The following is a 17112-nucleotide window of genomic DNA, read 5'->3' as shown; positions in this document are numbered from 1 at the left end:
CAAACCCTTACTCAATTATAATCTTCGAAACCTGCCATGCCGAACGGGAATAATAAATCTGATTCTGCAATTCCGGGCTACTGTCGTAAGGATAAACAATAAATAAGGGCCCTTTATCACGAATGCGCATATATTCGCCGTTCATTTTTAAAGCCAAAATTACCGGAAATTTATGAAAGTCGTCCAGGGGGACAATGGTGGTGTAATCGTTGAGCGCCAGCACCCGGGCTGACTTGCCTTTGGCGCCGACTAAATCCATGAGTTTACTGAGGGAAATGCCGTCAAAGCGGACCTTGCCCGAATACCATGGCGTGGTCGTCACCAGCGTTTCCATCCCCAGCTTTTCTAATGCGGCGACATCAAAAACGGCGGTATCGCCCTCATTCGTATTAGCAATCAGGCCGGAAATAGTTAAAACGGGTTTGCCGACAGGCGCTGGCAGTTTTTCTGCAAAAGCGGAAGGCGAAACCATGACACAAAATAAAGCTGCAAAAATTAAACGCATTTAACTCACCCTTCCGAAATTGGAGACTTGTTAATTGTAAACCATTTAAGTCATTTCTTAAAAGGTGTCCCCGTTGGGTTCAAAAATTAAAATTAAAAACAATAAGCGAAGTCCTAAGCTCGCATTCTGAACGGGCTACAAGGGCGTTCATCCCCCGGCGAAGCAAACGCTTTATGCCTTTAAACGCCCAGAGCAGGTAAAAATCTTTTCACATGCCCTTCTGCGCGGTAGTCTCAGGACAGGCGCGAATTCGGAAAGCGTCTCATTCCAATAATTAAAAACTCAGCAACAGACAGGACAGGTATGGACTCAACGTTAATTTCTCAGCGCCCCGGCAAGGAGGCATGTTCACTCAACCGCGCCCGCAGAGCGGCCTGGGGCAGCTTCGCCGGGGCCGTGGTCGACTGGTACGACTTTCTTCTCTATGGCATCACCGCCGCGCTGGTATTTAACCGGGAATTTTTCCCGCAAATCAGCCCGGCGATGGGTACCCTCGCCGCCTTTGCCACCTTCGGCGTCGGCTTCCTCTTCCGCCCGCTGGGCGGCATTATCTTCGGCCATTTCGGCGATCGCCTCGGGCGCAAACGCATGCTGATGCTGACGGTATGGATGATGGGGATCGCCACCGCCTGTATCGGTCTGCTGCCCTCCTTCAACCAGATTGGCTGGTGGGCGCCGGTTCTGCTGGTCCTGCTGCGCGCCGTCCAGGGCTTTGCGGTAGGCGGCGAATGGGGCGGCGCGGCGCTGCTGGCGGTAGAGAGCGCGCCGAAAAATAAGAAGGCGTTCTACAGCAGCGGCGTGCAGGTGGGCTACGGAGTCGGATTGCTGCTCTCTACAGGGCTGGTGTCGCTGATAAGCTCCTGCACCACCGATGAACAGTTCCTCAGCTGGGGCTGGCGTCTGCCGTTCCTGTTTAGCGTCGTGGTGGTGCTGGCGGCGCTCTGGATCCGCAACGGCATGGCGGAATCCGCCGAATTTGAACAGCAGCAGCGCGAACAGCAGCTGCAGCCGAAGAAAAAGCGTCTGCCGGTCGTGGAAGCGCTGTTCCGCCATCCGGGCGCGTTCTTAATGATTATCGGCCTGCGCCTGTGCGAGCTGCTGACGATGTATATCGTTACCGCCTTCGCGCTTAACTATTCCACGCAGAATCTCGGCCTGCCGCGCGAGCTGTTTCTGAATATTGGCCTGCTTGTCGGCGCCATCAGCTGCCTGACGATCCCCTGCTTCGCCTGGCTGGCGGACCGCTTTGGCCGTCGCCGCGTCTATATCACCGGGGCGCTGATCGGCACCCTCAGCGGCTTCCCGTTCTTTATGGCGCTCGAAAGCCAGTCATACTTCTGGATCCTGTTTTTCGCGCTTATGCTGGCAAATATTGCGCACGATATGGTGGTTTGCGTTCAGCAGCCGATGTTTACCGAAATGTTTGGCGCCAGCTATCGCTACAGCGGGGCCGGCGTGGGGTATCAGGTTGCCAGCGTTGTCGGCGGCGGTTTTACGCCGTTTATCGCCGCCGCCCTGGTCACCTTATCCGGCGGCGCCTGGCATAGCGTCGCTATCTACTTGACCGCAGGCTGCCTGCTCTCCGCCCTTACGGCGATGCTGATGAAACCCAGCCGCCATGGCGAATAGCGCCGATAAGGAGAAATCATGATTCAGGAACCCTGCTGGCCGCTGCGCTTTAGCCATCAGCAGCTACCGGTTGGTTACTTTGCCGATCCCACCCTTGCCGAGCAGCCGCTGTTTGCCCGGGCGCTCGACGGTGAGGCGGTGGCTCAGCTCTGGCAGGCCCCGCAGGGGTTTGTGGTGCCGGGAAGCTACCGGAAATTTGCCGAACTCCCGGCGGTGAGCGAGCAGTTCGCCGGCCAGGGATGGCCGGTCTGGCAGCGCCGCTCCGGCGGCGGGCTGGTGCCGCAGGGGCCGGGAATTGTCAATCTCAGCCTGGCCTGGCCGGTCTATCACTCGCTGGGCGAAGCCGCAGAGCCGATTTATCTTTTCCTCTGCGGCCTGTTGCAGCGCACGCTGGCGACCTTTGGCGTGGCCAGCCACTGCCGGGCGGTTAGCGGTTCATTTTGCGATGGTCGCTATAATCTGGCCTGCGGCGAGGGCGAGGAGGTGCGAAAAATAGCCGGCACGGCCCAGTACTGGCGACCGATGGCGGAAGGTCGAGGCCATGTGGTTCTCGCGCACGCGGTGGTATTGCTGGATGCCGACCTGGCGGCGGCTCACCGGGCGGCCAATGATTTCGAAGCCCGGCTTGGCAGCGGGCGGGAATACCGCGCCGATAAAACCGTGACCCTGGCGGAGCTGGTTTCAGAAGGCGCCGATTTGCTGCCCCGCTTTCGCGAGGCGCTGGCGCAGCAGCTGGAAAATATCAGCTGAAGGTCGCCTTCAGATAGCGGCTAAACGTCTCTACCGCCCGCGATACGCGCGGCGTGTAGGGGCGAATGACGTACAGACTTTCCGCAAACGCATCCACCGGCCGCCATCCCGGCAGCAGCTCCTGAACCAGCCCGCGGCCAATCGCTTCCCTGGCGCTAAAATCCGGCAGTAAGGCAACGCCCAGCCCCGCCAGCACCGCGTCGCGCAGGGATTCGCTGTTATTGGTGGCAAACGACCCCTGCACCTTCACGCTCACCCGCTCGTCGTCGCGCTCAAAGGTCCAGTGCGGGCTTTGCGGCCCGCGCGGGTAGGTGAGGCATTGATGCTGACGCAACGCGTCAGGCGAATCGGGGCGGCCAAAGCGGCGAATATAGTCCGCCGAGGCGACCACCAGGGTAGCCGTACGGCACAGCGGCCAGGCCACATGGGTCTCCGGCAGCAGCTCGCGGCGACAGTGGCGAATAGCAAGGTCGAACCCCTCGCTGGCGAGCGACACCAGTCGGTCGGTCACCTCCAGCTGGAGATGAAGCTGCGGATGCTGGTGCAGAAAAGGGGTGATGGCCGGGACCAGCTGCTGACGTGAAAATGCGACCGGCGCGGTCAGGCGCAGCGTACCGCGCAGGGGGCCGCCTTCCTCGTCGCAGGTGCCGGTAAAGATCTCGCGAATCTGCCCAAACGGCTCGTTCAGCTCCGCCACCAGCCGCAGACCATCTTCGCTTAAGGTCACGCTGCGGGTGGTTCGGTGCACCAGCGTCTTACCGGTAACCCGCTCCAGCTCGCTGATTTTCTGGCTGATGGCGGATTTGCTGACCGCCAGCTTTTCCGCGGCGCGGGTATAGCTTTTTTGCTCCTCCAGCACCGTAAGCCAGTACAGGTGGGTCCAGTAAATTTCCGGGCGGATCTCGCGCATAGTAATTGTTCACAGATAAAAACAATGAGTTCAAATATAGCGGTTTTTGCCGGCTTCAGCACGGGTTAGCATCTCTATCACTGAGGTAATCCGACAATAAGGACCATCTGCTATGCCATTACTGACGTTTGATATCATTGAAGGACGCAGCGAAAGCGAGATCAAAACCCTGCTGGATGCGGCACATCGCGCCGTGGTGCAGGCGTTCAAGGTGCCAGAGCGCGATCGCTACCAGATTGTTCACGAAAACAAAGCTCATCATATGATTATTGAAGATACCGGGCTGGGGCTGACGCGAAGCCGGGAGGTGGTGGCGGTGAGGGTATATACCAGCCCGCGCAGCGAAGAACAGAAGCAGCTTTTTTATGCCACCCTGCAGGCTGAGCTCCGGGAGCACTGCGGGCTGAGCGGAGATGATCTGATGGTCTCGGTAATCAGCAACCATAAAGGGGACTGGAGTTTTGGCTGCGGCGTGGCGCAGTACATCACCGGCGAACTTTAGCCCTGGCGGCGATGGGACTGGCGCACGATGGGTTCCCCGGTGCGCCAGGTCGCCGACGGCCCTTCAGTTACATCGATGAGCCGATTCAACGCCTCTTCCACCAGCCGCTCGCGCCGCTGATCGTAGGTAGTAAGCTGCCATTCCGGCGCCGCCGCCTCATCGATATTATCGAAACCGACAATACCCATCGTTAAATCGCGCTCGCGCAGCGCCTGAAGCGCGCCTATCGCCAGAATATCGTTTTCACAGAACAGGGCATCCACTCTTTCGCCTGCGGACGTCGCGTCCAGATAGTCGCTCATCGCCGCATATCCCCGGGTACGTAAATACTGTCCGGCAACCAGCAGAGTATCAAGCCGGCAACCTGCCTGCTCCAGCGCCGCTTCGTATCCTTCCATCCTCATTAAATGGTGCGAGGCGGTATCCGGCCCTTTCATATAGCCAAAAGTGCGATGCCCCTGCGCCAGCAGCAGTTCGGCAAGCTGTTTTCCGGCAATCCAGCCGTCAATATTGACCACCTGGATTTCCGGATGATCGGTATTACGGCCAATCTGCACCAGCGGAACGCGATGAATTTCAGTGGCAATCGCGATGAGTTCCGGCGTCAGGACCGTGGCCATAAACAAGATACCATCAACCTGGAGCTGGTAAGCCAGCGCCATCGCCGTGCGGGTGTTTTCTTCGTCGGTAACGTTAATCACCAGCGCCATGTAGCCGCGATTCTGCAGCTGGCGGGTCACTTCGTTAAGCAGTAGCACCATATTGGGATTGCGCAGCTCGTCTACCGCCACGCCGATAATATGCGTTTTCTTTTGCGTCAGGCTACGCGCCAGTAAATTTGGTCGATATCCCAGAATATTAGCGGCTTTCATCACCTCTTCCCGGGTTTTGGGCTGGATAGAAGCCCCGGGGGTAAATGCCCGGGAAACCGTCCATTTGGAGACGCCAGCCAGTAACGCAACGTCGCTGGCGGTCGCTTTTTGTCGTTTAGGGGCGCTCATACTCGGTTTTAACGTTCCTGATAAAAAACATCCAATAGAACGTAAAATACAGCAAGATAAAATCCGCTCAACAAAAAACGCGCCGCGTTCTCCCGCCCCCCGGAGGGAAAACGCGGCCCGTTGTCACTGACTTAATGTGGCGTTGAGGGCATCAATAGACGTCCGTAGCCCTGCTTCAACGCTCATCGTCAGGTCCTCCATCTCCAGCGACACATAACCGTTATATCCGGTCATGCGCAGCACCGAGAAGAACTCTTTCCACCACTTCAAATCCTGTCCACAGCCAACCGCCACGTAGTTCCAGGTGCGGGTTTTGGTCTGCGTAACCGGCTGGTATTCCAGTAAGCCGTCGACATCCGCCAGCCCGCGTTCAATACGCGCGTCTTTGCCGTGGACGTGATAAATCACCCCTTCAAGCTTACGGGCTGCGGCAATCGGGTCTGCCCCCATGGCGATCAGATGCGACGGATCGAGATTCATGCCGATGATGTCGCCAACCGCCTCACGCAGGCGCAGCAGCGTGCTCGGGTTGTAAACCAGCTGGCTGGGGAATTCCTCGAGGGCAATCTGTTCGATGCCGTGTTCAGCCGCATGGCGGGTAAAAGCCTGCCACCAGGGAATAGCAACCTCGTTCCACTGGTAATCGATCACGCCTGGCATATAGTCCGGCCAGGAAACCGTCGAGGTGATCCAGTTAGGGATTTTATCGTCCGGCCCGCCGCCCGGCAGGCCGCTCATCATGACTATCTTTTTCACTCCCAGCTTCGCCGCCAGCTCGACGGTACGGTAGCTGCTGGCGGTGTGCTTCTCGCCAAGGGCGCCGGGGGCCAGCGGGTTACCCGAACAGTTCAGCGCGACGATCTCCATTCCGCGCTTTTCCAGCTCGCCGCGAAACGCCGCCAGCGCTGCCGGAGAAGCCAGCAGTTCTTCAGTTTTAACATGCGGACAAGGCGACCAGCCGCCTGCGGTCATCTCCACGCCCTCAATGCCGTACTGCTTGACGCGATCGAGCATTTCCGGGAACGCCAGGCCGGCGAGAACATCGGTACAGAGTGCCAGTTTCATATTCTATCCTTCTTAAATGAGTGTCCTTCGAGGATCTGCATAAACGCGTCTTTGCTGTCGGCGCTGGCCAGCAGCGTGGTTTTCACTTCGTCATCAAGCAGGTCTGCCAGATCCGCTATAACATCAATGTGTTCATTGTTTTTTGCCGCCACGGCGACCACAAGGAAGGCCACTTTACCCTCCCCCCAGCCCACGCCATCCGGAAACTGAAGCAGCTGGAAACCGGTTTGCCGCACCAGATCAATACCCTCCTTGCTGCAGTGGGGCATGGCGACCCCCGCCCCGAGCCAGGTAGAGAGCGCCTTTTCGCGCTCCACCATTGATTCAAAAAAACCCTCGCTGACGTAGCCGCTGGCCTGCAGGGAATCCGCGGCAATACGCAGCGCCTTTTTCTTTGAATTCGCCCGACAGCCAATAAAAATATCTTCTGGTTTCAGAGTTAACATGCGCCTCTCCCTTCGTTAATGGGTCAGCGGTAGAGCGCCGGACACTCCGGCAGAGAGACGGCGTGCTTTTCGCCATCCTTCAGCGACGCCAGGCCGGCATCGCATACCATCGCCACGACAAATCCGTCCCACGATGATGGCCCGCTCATCTCCGCCCCCAGGTTTACCCGGTCAACGAAATTCTGCACCTCGCGATCGTAGGCGGTGGCGAAACGTTCCATACAGGTTTTGGGGATAGCGCGGCTATAACCCTGCGCCGAACGGACGGTGGTAAGTGCCTGTTCGGTCAACGCGCTGATGGCATTTTCGCCAATCACTTCACAACGAATGTCGTAGCCGTAATCGCAGTTAACAAACAGCTCATCATCAATACGTACGCCGGATTCAGTTTCAAAAATCACAATCAACGGATCCTGCAGATGCGCGCAGGCTCTGCGCGTTTTCTTCTGCGGTTTATCGACGCGCACCGAAACGATATTTTCGTTAAGCAGATAGCGGATAATATCGATTTCATGGGTCGCCGAATCGTTAATCGCCATCTCCAGGGTGTAGCTCTCCGGCACGGAGGCGTTGCGATGGGCGCAGTGGATGAGCAATATTTCCCCCAGTTCACCGCTATCCAGAGTGGCTTTTAGCTGGTTGTACCCCGGGTCGAAACGGCGCATAAAGCCCAGCTGCAGCATACGTTTGCCGTAGGCTACTTCAGCATCAATAATCGCTTTGGCTTCATTCGCGGTCGGGGTTAGCGGCTTTTCGCAAAACACCGGTTTACCTGCTTTAATGGCCGCCAGAATTTGTTCTTTATGTACCGGGCCAATAGAGCAAATAAAGATCGCATCCACGTCGTCTGATTGAATCATCTCGACTGCATCGTAATAGGGCTGAGCGCCATATTCGCGGGCAATAGCGTCGGTCACATTACGATTGATATCGCAGACGGCGCTGACCCTGGCGTTCTGGATAACCGTCTGGAAACGCTGGAGATGGTCGCGCCCAATCATACCCAAACCAATTAAACCGATATTAACTGTCATATATTCCTCCACGTTGCTAAATCAGAATCTGAATTTTTGTTCAATTTGTTCGAGGGTTAACCCGCGGGTTTCCGGCAGGAACTTCACCAGCAGAATCAGCATTATGACGTTGGTAGCCGCGAAGAAGCCGAAGGTCATTCCACCGCCGTAGCTGTTGAGTAAAATCGGGAAAATAGACTGAATGATGAAGTCAAATATCCATAAACCGAATACCGCAAAACCCATTCCCAGACCGCGCATCCGCAGCGGGTAGATTTCCGCGAGCATCAGCCAGAATACCGGTGCGATCCAACCCTGCATAAAGGTCAGGAACACCAGCATCAGGGCGAGAATGATGTAGCTGGCACCGGTAAAGTTGGCGTGCAAGCCGCTGACGCCATCGACGGTTTCCATATGGAAGAAGAGCTTGAACGAGAGGCCAATCAACACCAGGCTAAGGGTGACGCCGATCTGTCCGGTAAAGAACATTTTCCGTCGGGAATGCCTGCCAATTAACAGCATCCCCAGTAGCGTGGCCAGAATAGAGACGACGCCATTAGCCACGGCGCCGGTCACCGCCGCCGCATCGCCAAGTCCGGTGGCTTTCAGCACCGTCGGCGCGTAGTACATAATGGTATTCACGCCGGTTACGCGCGTTGCCAGCACAATCATCAGGCCGATCAAAATCAGCTGCAGTACCCATTTTCTCTTCAGCTCGTCAACAAATCGGCCATGATTGATGCCAATCTGGCTCACCTGCTGGATATCGCGGATCTCCTGCTCCACCTCTTCGGGCCGACGAATCGTTTTCAGCACCGCAACCGCTTTGTCTATTTGCCCCTTACGCACGAAGAAGCGCGGAGACTCCGGCATTACCAGCATACCAATCCACAGCAGCGCGCCGGGCAGTGCCGGAATGGCCAGCATCAGCCGCCAGTTGTGCGACATGTCGGGATAGAAATTGACAATGGAAGCGTTGACGGAGTAAGCGAGAAACTGCCCGGTGACGATCATCAGTTCGTTGACCGTCACCAGCCGTTCACGCTGCGCGGGTCGCGCCAGTTCTGAAATATAAATCGGCACCGTCACTGACGCACACCCAACCGCCAGGCCAAGAATAAAGCGGGCGATTATCATCGACGACATATCCCAGGCGACGGCGGTACCGAGGGCGCCAAAGATAAAAATCACCGCCACCCACAGAATATTTTTCCGCCGTCCCTGTCGGTCGGACAGCCAGCCGCCGCCGACAGAGCCGATTGCCGCGCCGAATAATAAAAACGATGTCACCAGCCCTTCCTGCAGAGGAGTGAGGCCAAGATCGTTTTTCATGAAAATCAGCGCGCCGGAAATAACCCCGGTGTCGTAGCCAAAGCACAGTCCACCGATGGTTGAGACGAGGGTTATTAATCTGATTTTCTTATCATTATCTGTTTTACGACTTTCAGTTATCACATGATCGGTCATTTTGTTGTCCTGTCAGGGATGAGCGTTCTATCGTTTTGTTTTTATGAATAAAAAGATCACATTGCCGAACCAGATACGGCAGGTTCTGGCATCAGGAATACATTTGCACCTTTTTGCACCCGGGTGCATTATTTAACAACTTGTTATACTCCGCCGGATTAAAAAATCCATAAAAAGTTATTTTGAAATATTCATTTCGTTAAGGGCGTCAACTTTTTGCTCATTGAATGGCCAATTTTGTCGATCGCAGTCACGATCCGCAGAGCTTGTTGCTTTCGGGGGGAGAAAAATGCCTGGTTCAGGCTAATGGCCGGGGAGGAAGGCAATAAAAAGGGGAACCCGTGGGTTAATCCGCGTTCCCCAGAGAGCCGAAAAGCTCATCAGGATCGCCGGGCGCCGGCGATACGCTGTCTGGCTTTTTGTTCAATATTTTCCAGCAGCTCCTGCACGTCGTCTTCATCGATATCGAGAAACTGGCCGTCCAGCAGGGCCGCGTGAATATCATCGCGGGTCACCGACAGGCCCAGCGGTACGGCTTTGGCCTTTACCTCTTCTGCGGCCAGCGGGTGCGGGTAGCGTCGTCCCACCAGGTTGTTGAAGACGATGGCCAGCAGCGCCAGCATCAGGGAATTGAGCAATACCGGCGTCAGAACAAAGTGGTAGCCTTCACTCTGCACCCCCGCCCCGCCGAGGATCGCCGTTAACGCCACCGCCCCACCCGGCGGATGCAGGCAGCGCAGGAAATACATACCGGCGATCGCCAGCCCCGCCGCCACGCCGCAGGCCAGCGCCAGGTTCGGGATCACCATTCCCACTGTCACGCCAATCAGCGCCGAGAGCACGTTGCCGCCGACAATCGACCACGGCTGGGCCAGCGGACTGCTCGGGACGCCAAACAGCAGCACTGCCGATGCGCCCATTGGCGCGATAAACCAGATATTGACCTCGCCTAACAGCCAGTGGCTGAACATGCTGGTCACCGCCAGTCCCGTCCCGGCGCCGAGAGAGGCCAGAACAATATGTTTTCTGGCAACCGGCAGGGCGTGCGGCTTGAGGCGACCGAGGAAAATGCGGATCCGCGAAAAGAGCGATCCGGGTAAAACGCTTAACATCGTGTAGCTCGCTTACGTCATAATAAGAACTTATGTTTCATTTTCTTTTTTTAACCTTATTTTAACAACCATGTCTTTGTCGTGGCTTTTCGTCATTCATTTTGTGAATGTAAAAACGGCGCGCGCTACGTTAAAATCCCCTCACCTCTGGGTATCAGCATTCTATGGATTGAAGGTCAAACACGTTGAATAACAAGATAAAATTAGAGAAAGAGATCGCATGGGCCAGTCAGAATATGCCGCGCACCCTGCGTCAGGTCGCCGCCCTGCCGGATCTCAGCCAGGTGCGTCTCGCCTGCTGTATGCACCTCGATATGAAAATGATCCCCCTGGTGCAGGGAATTCTGGAGAAAGGGGCGAAGGTTTTTCTTACCACCTGTAACCCAACGACGGTGCAGGATGACGTGGTCGCCTGGCTGGTAGAGCGCGGCGCGGAAGCCTGCGCCTGGCGGGATATGAGCGACGCCGACTGGCAGCAATCCTGGGAAAAAGCGATTGCCTGGCAGCCGACGCATCTGTGCGAAATGGGCGCGGATATTACCACCCTACTGCATCAGCGCGGGGAGTTTGGCAACATCGTCGCGGGCCTTGAGGCGACCGGCTCTGGCGTTAGCCGCCTGGGCGATATTCGCCCCGGCTACCCGATTTTTAACTGGGATGATTTGCCGGTTAAGGAAGGTCTGCACAACCGTCATATGGTCGGCCTGACCGCCTGGCACACCTTTTTCCAGACGACCCACCTGACCCTGCATGAGAAAAAAGTGCTGGTCATCGGCTATGGTCTGGTTGGCCAGGGCGTAGCGGCGGCGGCGAAGGCCTTCGGCGGCCAGGTAATGGTAGCGGAAATCGACCCGGCACGAAGATTACAGGCGGCCTACGATGGCTGGCACGTCGTTGAATTACAGGAGGCGATTGCCTCCGCGGATGTGGTGGCCACGGCGACCGGCGGTAAAAAAGTCGTTAACCGCCAGGCGCTGGATAAGTCCAAAGACGGGGTGTTTATTCTCAACGTGGGTCACGTGGCGGAAGAGATTGACTGTGAGTACCTGCGCCAGTTCCGTCATGAAGAGGTCATGCCCTATATCAACGCTTACCGGATGGGCGATAAAACCGTTTATCTGATGGCGAACGGTTCAATGCTCAACCTGACCGCGGGCTTTGGCGATAGCCTGAACGCCTTTGATGTGACCCTGGCGGTAATGGCCAGCGGCATTCAGCATATCGTGACCGACGGCATGACGGCGCCGGCGGACGTTTATCTCCTGCCGCAGAGCGTATGGCAAAAAGCGCTGTAAGCACCTGCGCTGAATAATTTTCCCGGAGGCGGCGCGCTGCGCCTGTCCGGGCTACCGACCTGCAGACTGCTGTTAACCCGTAGCCCGGTCATACAGCAGCGCCACCGGGAAGAAGCCGCACCGATACATTAATCCCGGCACATTCCCCGGGTTGCGGCGCTGCGCGCCTTACCCGGGCTACCGGTCCGCAGACGGCTGTAACCCCGTAGCCCGGCTAAGCGCAGCGCGAGCCGGGGAGAAACCACGCCAATCCGTCACTCCGGCACATTCCCCGCAGGCGGCGCCCTGCGCCTTGCCCGGGCACCGGACCGCAGACAGCGGTGGACTTGTAGCCCGGTCAGCGCAGCGCCACCGGGAATAAAGCAACTCCTACAGCAGGGCCAGCAGAAATATGACTTCGCCCAGCTCAATCGCCGCGCCTAATGTGTCACCGGTTTGCCCGCCCAGGGTACGCTTCAGCGCCTGACCCAGCGCCCAAACCAGCACCAGAGTGATAAGCGCCGCCCGCAGACCGTTGACCCCGAGCAGCAGCGTCGCCAGCGCCAGCGCGATCCCCATGGTAATCAGCATCTGCCGCAGCGTGATTTTGCCGATAAATAAGTTGCCCAGCCCCTCTTCCCGGGCGTAGCGCTGACGATACATCAGCAGCACCGCCATACCGCGGCCGACGGCGCAGGCGGCAGCCAGCGCGGCAAGCGCCGACGTGCCGCGCAGCGCCACTTCGCTGACCACCAGCACTTTGGCAACCAGCACAAAAATCAGCGCCAGCCCGCCGTGAGTGCCCAGCCGACTGTCGCGCATGATTTCCAGCATCCGCTCGCGGCGGCGGGCGGAAAAGATGCCATCGCAGGTATCCGCCAGCCCATCAAGATGGAACCCGCCGGTCAACAGCGCCAGCGCCAGCACGCCGAGCAGCGCGGCGAGCGGGCCGCCGCACCACGGCTGCAGCAGCATCACAACGGCGCCAGCAATCGCCCCCAGCAGCAGCCCCACCAGGGGAAATGTAATGATACTGCGTTGATATTGTTCAATTTCCAGCCCCTGGGATAAACGCGCCGGGACCGGCAGGCGGCTGATAAATGATAATGCGGCAAAAAAAGACTTAATCATTGAGTGATGACTCCTGTCGATAAACCCCGCGGCAGCGGTTATTCACGCCCGCCACCGACCGTGACCTGACTTATCCGCGCGGCTGCCGCGCGGAGAAAGCCTGCCCGCGTTCTTCCAGCCGCCAGTGGGCAAGCCGGGTATCACGGTGGTGTTGAATGCGCGCGGCCATTTGGTTGTCGGAGAGCCGGGAGGTAGCGATGAAGATCGCCGAAACGAAAGAGTTGAGTAAAGATTCGGCGTCACGGCGTTGGCCGCTAAGCGCGTCGCCGGTCATCAGTATCATCGCGGCGGCACCTGTTGCAGGGACAGCATGAGATAAACCCTTCCGATATCAATATGTTTACGGCGGAAGTATACCAAATTCCTGGGTAAAGGTTCAGCGTCGCGCGGGCGGTTTTGCTAAGGAACTGTGAGGTCACGCAAGAGGAAGAAGAGAAACTCCGGCAGCGAGCGCCGCCGGAGCGCATTAACGGGGCTTACTCGGCAGATTTATCTTCGACTTTCGCTTCGCCCATCGCTTTCAGCTTTTTAGAGATATCGCGACGTTCTTTGGAGATCTCGGCGTTTTTGATGATGTAATCGTCAACGCGATCTTCGTAATCGCTCTTCATGCTGGCGATGATGCCCTGAATAGCTTCAACGCTCATGCCCGGCTTGATGTAGTCGCTCAGGTTGTCCAGCAGCAGTACGCGCTTCTGGTTATCACGGATCTTTTTCTCAACGTCCTGAATTTCACGCTGCAGTTTGTTCTTACGACGGTACAGGCGAACAAACTCCAGTACGTCCTGGAAAGAAGGCTTAGTTGTTTCCATTTTTATACCCCTAATATTTGAGATTCGGATTCGCTAAAGCGACTGCTACATAGGGCTAACATAACTGTTAGCAGCCGCTGATGACAATGTTTTTTCCTTTGCCGTTATCATAACCCTAAACGCTGCTGAATCGAAGCAAGCGATGGAAAAACCACGTGAGTCTGGTCTTTATTTACGCAACGCACGGCAGATTAAATGCGACAGCAGTTCGAGCTGGCGCGCCAGCTCGATAGTTAACCAGACATAACCGTGGATGGGCGTTTCGGAGAAATTGTCGTCCTGCTGCTCTTTGATGAGCTGGCGCAGTTCGGCCACGATTTCGTTGAGCTTTTCATTGTTGGCAAGAATCGGCTGCGGATTGCCCTCATACAATGCGTGGGCGATAGTCAGCAATGTTTGCTGGGTCATTTGCTGGGTTTCGCGCAGCGTATGGGCGTTAAGCATCACGAAGTGGCCGGGACGCGACGCCCAGTAGGCGTTGATTTGCAGCTCCAGCATGCACACCAGGTTACGGCTAACGGTCTGGATCGCCTCAAAGATGGCCTTCTGGATATGCGTCTCTTTGCTGGCAGGGGTAATTAATCCGCGCATTTTCACCACGTCGTTAAGCACCTTCTGCATATGCTTTTCCAGACGCGGACGCTCAACGAGGTTCGGCGAGAAGCCCGCCTGATACAGACGGTTGAAGGCGGTGACGTAGCTGGCCATCTGGATACGCCAGTGCAGAAAGGCCCGCTGCGGCCAGATACCGGTAAACAGCATCGCCAGCAGGGAGCCGAAGATAACGTCGCCGCTTCGCCACAGCGCGGTGGTCAGGTCGCCCGGCGGTGCGCCGACCACTACCGCCAGGGTGATGCCGATCAGCAGCGCCTGGTAGGGCTTTTTGCCCAGCGCCAGCCAGCCGCAGAGGAACATCGCCACCGCGCACCACAGCAGCATAATGGGCAGAGAGATAAGCTCCAGCTTGAGCGCCACCAGCCCGAGCGCCGAGCCGAGGATCGTGCCGCCGATACGTTCAAACGCGCGCGGTACGACGTTTCCCCAGAAGGAGATAGGCCCCATCACCACCACCAGGGTGATGAGGGGCCAGGTGCCTTCAGGAACGTTAAGCAGGCGCACTAGCACAAAGGTGAGCACAAAGGCCAATGCTATTCGCACGCCATGGACGATGCGGTAATGGCGATACAGCCGAATTTCAAATGGCTTAAGTGATTTATCCGCGCGCACAACCTACTCCGACACAACGAAAAGGCCAATTGTAACTGCTTTTTCGCCGCAAGCATCACGCGAATGTAATAAACCTTGTCAAACGAAGGGACAATGTTCTACTTCACCGCCGGCTCGACCGCGATATACATATCAATATCCCAGTAGCCATCCTGGTTACCATCGTTAAGATAGACTTCAAAACAGGGCTTCATCGCCATCTGATGGGTTGTGCTTTGCATCAAGCTCTCGAAGAACTGGTACCACGGCGTCGCAAAGTCAAAATTCTCGACTCTGGCCCGGGCAACCGCATAATCGCCGCCGGCGATTTCGGTCATCATCACGCCTTCGCTACCCTCAGGAATCTGGTAGTCGTCCGCCACCGTGACGGCGGTGTCGCAGCGCAGCTTTTCCGCCGGGACTTCGTCCGGGTTGTCGTAGTAAACGGCCACCCACTCCTGCGCCGGCACCTGGCTGTTATCGACCCACATCATCAGCTGTTCAAACCCCTGTTTTACCGTCTGCTCCCAGGGACCGACCAGATGAAAACCAGCAATTTTCTTCTTGCCTACGGATTTAACGTTATAGTCCATGCTGCCTCCACTGTTGATAAAATACTGTATGTATATACACATAAATTAGCAGTACTATCACCCACAGTATGTGCGGCAATTCACAAATCCGCGCGGCAAGAAGATGAAAAAATCGCCGCCATACGGTTATAAACTGAACGGTAGCTCAACGCCGATGCTGGCCCCAACATCGTCGCTGGCGCTGTGGTTAGCGTCGGTGTACCACAGGGAGGTATTCAGGCGTACCGTTGGCATAACATCGCCGCTCCAGCCCAGCTGTACGCCCTTCAGCGTATCGGCGCGCGGGAAGGCTTTATTGATTCGCTGGTTTTTTGGATTGACCTCAGCGTAGACCAGCCGCGCGCTCCAGCGCTGATTCTCTTCGGTTACCAGCTCCACCTTACCGGCATATAAACGCCCGTCGCCGCCCATCGCATCGCCCAGCGGATAGCCCTGCTGGTAGTAGCCGTCTTTATAGATAAAGTGGTTATAGATGTAGTTAGTACGGCCCATGTTCGAGCGGGTATCGTGGGCTTCCAGATACCAGTTAACCGCATTGCTGTTCCACTGGTGATGCCCTTCCACGCCGCCAAGATAGAGGTGCGCCGAGGGTAAATATCCGGCTTCGTCCTCGCCGATCATCTGGCCGTAAATGCTCACCGGCCAGCCGAGGGTGGGCGCCAGCTTCAGCTTGAAATCAAAACCGGCCAGCTGGTTGCCGGGATCGTCGGCCGAGTCGCCGGTGTTATCATTGCCGGTGAGGCCGTCCCAGAAGCTGCTGAATGAGGAAGGCCGCCCTTCGCCGCCCCACTGCATAACGCGCGAGGCTCCCAGCTCCAGCGAGGTGAGCGGTGAAAAAGTCAGGCGACCACCGAAGATTTTGGTATGCGGTACGGCTGCGTACTGGTTCATCTGGCTGGCGGAAAGCTGGTACTGCCAGGGGCCAATCCAGCTTAGCCATGAGGTTTCCGGCGCCCGCTGTTCGGCGCGCTGCAGCAGAAAACCGGTCATGGGACGCGCGGCATCGGAGCGGATCAGGCTACCTTCATAGCCCGGCCCCCACCACTGGGGGATTTGCCCGAACGCCAGCCACTGGTTCCACAGCTTAACCGCGCCGTATGCGCCGTTGGCGTTCACGCTCGAACCGTTACTGATGCGCTTGTCGCCTTCAACATTGCCCTGCAGGTGCAGATCCCACCATTCGCCGCTGTTGTTCAGGGCGAGAGAAAGCGACTGGTCGGCGGGGTAAGACTGGGCGAACCCCTGCGGCGTGCCCGGCTTATCAGTGGAGCTGTAGCCGGTAACGCGCACGTCAGCTTTCAGCGCGCTTAATCGCTGATTTACCCGACCCAGTACCACCCGCTCTGCGGACGTTGTCGGATGGGCATTGGCCAGCGCGCGCTTAATCTCCTCTTCGCTCAGAGGCCAGGTCGACAGGCTCAACGAGAGGGTTCCACGGTCGGATAACCAGGCTAAATCATTGCGGAATTCGTTATCGGCCAGAACGAGGCCGGAGGCAAAACCAGAAGTGCTAAAAACGGTGAAAAGTCCCAGAGAAAGCGCACTACGCGCAAAGTATTTCATCTTCCCAGCTCCATTTATGGCGCACAAGCGCCAGGCTTTTTCCTGAAGGGTGACCGGGTAAGGTAATGGAGTGAAAGTAAACGAAGCGCCAACCGAAGCGGCATAATAATCAAACAGCTACGAGATGCCGCTC

At 57.0% G+C, this 17112-nt stretch carries 18 protein-coding genes; 4 read left to right on the top strand and 14 right to left on the bottom strand.

The window, feature by feature from the left end:
• Positions 1-7: 7 nt before the first annotated feature.
• Entirely contained in the window at positions 8-505 is a 498-nt protein-coding gene (locus ABLV30_RS14590; protein ID WP_032693833.1) for a molybdopterin-dependent oxidoreductase, read from the bottom strand.
• A 303-nt stretch (positions 506-808) separates the two neighbouring features.
• Here ABLV30_RS14590 and shiA point away from each other — a divergent pair, with 303 nt between their 5' ends.
• Positions 809-2134 carry a shikimate transporter gene (gene shiA / locus ABLV30_RS14585; RefSeq protein ID WP_348865612.1) on the top strand — a complete coding sequence of 442 codons (1326 nt, stop codon included), beginning with the start codon at positions 809-811 and terminating at the stop codon, positions 2132-2134.
• An 18-nt stretch (positions 2135-2152) separates the two neighbouring features.
• Positions 2153-2884: a lipoate--protein ligase family protein gene (locus ABLV30_RS14580; protein ID WP_162557625.1), complete on the top strand. Its 732-nt coding sequence runs from the start codon at positions 2153-2155 to the stop codon at positions 2882-2884.
• Here the strand turns inward: ABLV30_RS14580 and ABLV30_RS14575 are convergent.
• Positions 2877-3794: a LysR family transcriptional regulator gene (locus ABLV30_RS14575; RefSeq protein ID WP_109240847.1), complete on the bottom strand. Its 918-nt coding sequence runs from the start codon at positions 3792-3794 to the stop codon at positions 2877-2879. The genes ABLV30_RS14580 and ABLV30_RS14575 overlap by 8 nt on opposite strands.
• Before the next feature lie 112 nt (positions 3795-3906).
• Between ABLV30_RS14575 and ABLV30_RS14570 the strand changes: the two genes are divergently transcribed.
• Positions 3907-4296 (top strand): tautomerase family protein, encoded by a 390-nt coding sequence (locus tag ABLV30_RS14570; protein ID WP_116280338.1) that lies wholly within the window; start codon positions 3907-3909, stop codon positions 4294-4296.
• On the opposite strand, the gene ABLV30_RS14565 is transcribed toward ABLV30_RS14570, so the two are convergent.
• The 6 genes from ABLV30_RS14565 to ABLV30_RS14540 all read right to left on the bottom strand — a co-directional run bounded on the left by ABLV30_RS14565 (position 4293) and on the right by ABLV30_RS14540 (position 10400).
• Positions 4293-5297 carry a LacI family DNA-binding transcriptional regulator gene (locus tag ABLV30_RS14565; protein ID WP_049069621.1) on the bottom strand — a complete coding sequence of 335 codons (1005 nt, stop codon included), beginning with the start codon at positions 5295-5297 and terminating at the stop codon, positions 4293-4295. The two genes, ABLV30_RS14570 and ABLV30_RS14565, sit on opposite strands and share 4 nt — an antisense overlap.
• Positions 5298-5420: 123 nt before the next feature.
• The gene (locus ABLV30_RS14560) at positions 5421-6362 is read right to left on the bottom strand and encodes a sugar phosphate isomerase/epimerase (RefSeq protein WP_032693837.1); all 942 of its coding nucleotides are present in this window, start codon (positions 6360-6362) and stop codon (positions 5421-5423) included.
• Positions 6359-6808, bottom strand: coding sequence for a PTS sugar transporter subunit IIA (locus tag ABLV30_RS14555; RefSeq protein ID WP_014230008.1), 450 nt, complete (start codon positions 6806-6808; stop codon positions 6359-6361). The genes ABLV30_RS14560 and ABLV30_RS14555 overlap by 4 nt, the downstream gene beginning before the upstream one ends.
• 23 nt (positions 6809-6831) lie before the next feature.
• On the bottom strand, positions 6832-7842 hold the full coding sequence (locus ABLV30_RS14550; RefSeq protein ID WP_014230009.1) for a Gfo/Idh/MocA family oxidoreductase: 1011 nt from the start codon (positions 7840-7842) through the stop codon (positions 6832-6834).
• 21 nt (positions 7843-7863) lie between these two features.
• A complete protein-coding gene (locus ABLV30_RS14545) occupies positions 7864-9288 on the bottom strand; it encodes a sugar porter family MFS transporter (protein ID WP_014230010.1) in 1425 nt (474 codons plus the stop codon).
• Positions 9289-9668: 380 nt separating this feature from the next.
• Positions 9669-10400 carry an HPP family protein gene (locus tag ABLV30_RS14540; protein WP_187227918.1) on the bottom strand — a complete coding sequence of 244 codons (732 nt, stop codon included), beginning with the start codon at positions 10398-10400 and terminating at the stop codon, positions 9669-9671.
• A gap of 185 nt (positions 10401-10585) precedes the next feature.
• On the opposite strand from ABLV30_RS14540, the gene ABLV30_RS14535 reads away from it, so the two are divergent.
• Entirely contained in the window at positions 10586-11695 is a 1110-nt protein-coding gene (locus ABLV30_RS14535; protein ID WP_046877346.1) for an adenosylhomocysteinase, read from the top strand.
• A gap of 369 nt (positions 11696-12064) precedes the next feature.
• On the opposite strand, the gene cobS is transcribed toward ABLV30_RS14535, so the two are convergent.
• The 6 genes from cobS to ABLV30_RS14505 form a co-directional block, all read right to left on the bottom strand.
• Positions 12065-12805: an adenosylcobinamide-GDP ribazoletransferase gene (gene cobS, locus ABLV30_RS14530; protein ID WP_014838908.1), complete on the bottom strand. Its 741-nt coding sequence runs from the start codon at positions 12803-12805 to the stop codon at positions 12065-12067.
• A gap of 70 nt (positions 12806-12875) precedes the next feature.
• Positions 12876-13088, bottom strand: a complete 213-nt coding sequence (locus tag ABLV30_RS14525) for a bifunctional adenosylcobinamide kinase/adenosylcobinamide-phosphate guanylyltransferase (protein ID WP_004852374.1) — start codon at positions 13086-13088, stop codon at positions 12876-12878.
• A gap of 193 nt (positions 13089-13281) precedes the next feature.
• A complete protein-coding gene (locus ABLV30_RS14520) occupies positions 13282-13617 on the bottom strand; it encodes a DUF496 family protein (protein WP_004103624.1) in 336 nt (111 codons plus the stop codon).
• 168 nt (positions 13618-13785) lie between these two features.
• Entirely contained in the window at positions 13786-14844 is a 1059-nt protein-coding gene (locus ABLV30_RS14515; protein WP_048260883.1) for an FUSC family protein, read from the bottom strand.
• Positions 14845-14942: 98 nt separating this feature from the next.
• On the bottom strand, positions 14943-15416 hold the full coding sequence (gene sbmC, locus ABLV30_RS14510) for a DNA gyrase inhibitor SbmC (RefSeq protein ID WP_048260881.1): 474 nt from the start codon (positions 15414-15416) through the stop codon (positions 14943-14945).
• Between the two features lie 126 nt (positions 15417-15542).
• Complete coding sequence (locus tag ABLV30_RS14505) at positions 15543-16979, bottom strand: capsule assembly Wzi family protein (RefSeq protein WP_047723374.1); 1437 nt, start codon at positions 16977-16979, stop codon at positions 15543-15545.
• Between the last annotated feature and the right edge of the window lie 133 nt (positions 16980-17112).

Source organism: Klebsiella sp. CN_Kp113 (assembly GCF_040064585.1).
GTDB lineage: Bacteria > Pseudomonadota > Gammaproteobacteria > Enterobacterales > Enterobacteriaceae > Klebsiella > Klebsiella michiganensis.
Note: the sequence above shows the minus strand (reverse complement) of the source record. Positions and strands in the feature narration are given on the sequence as shown.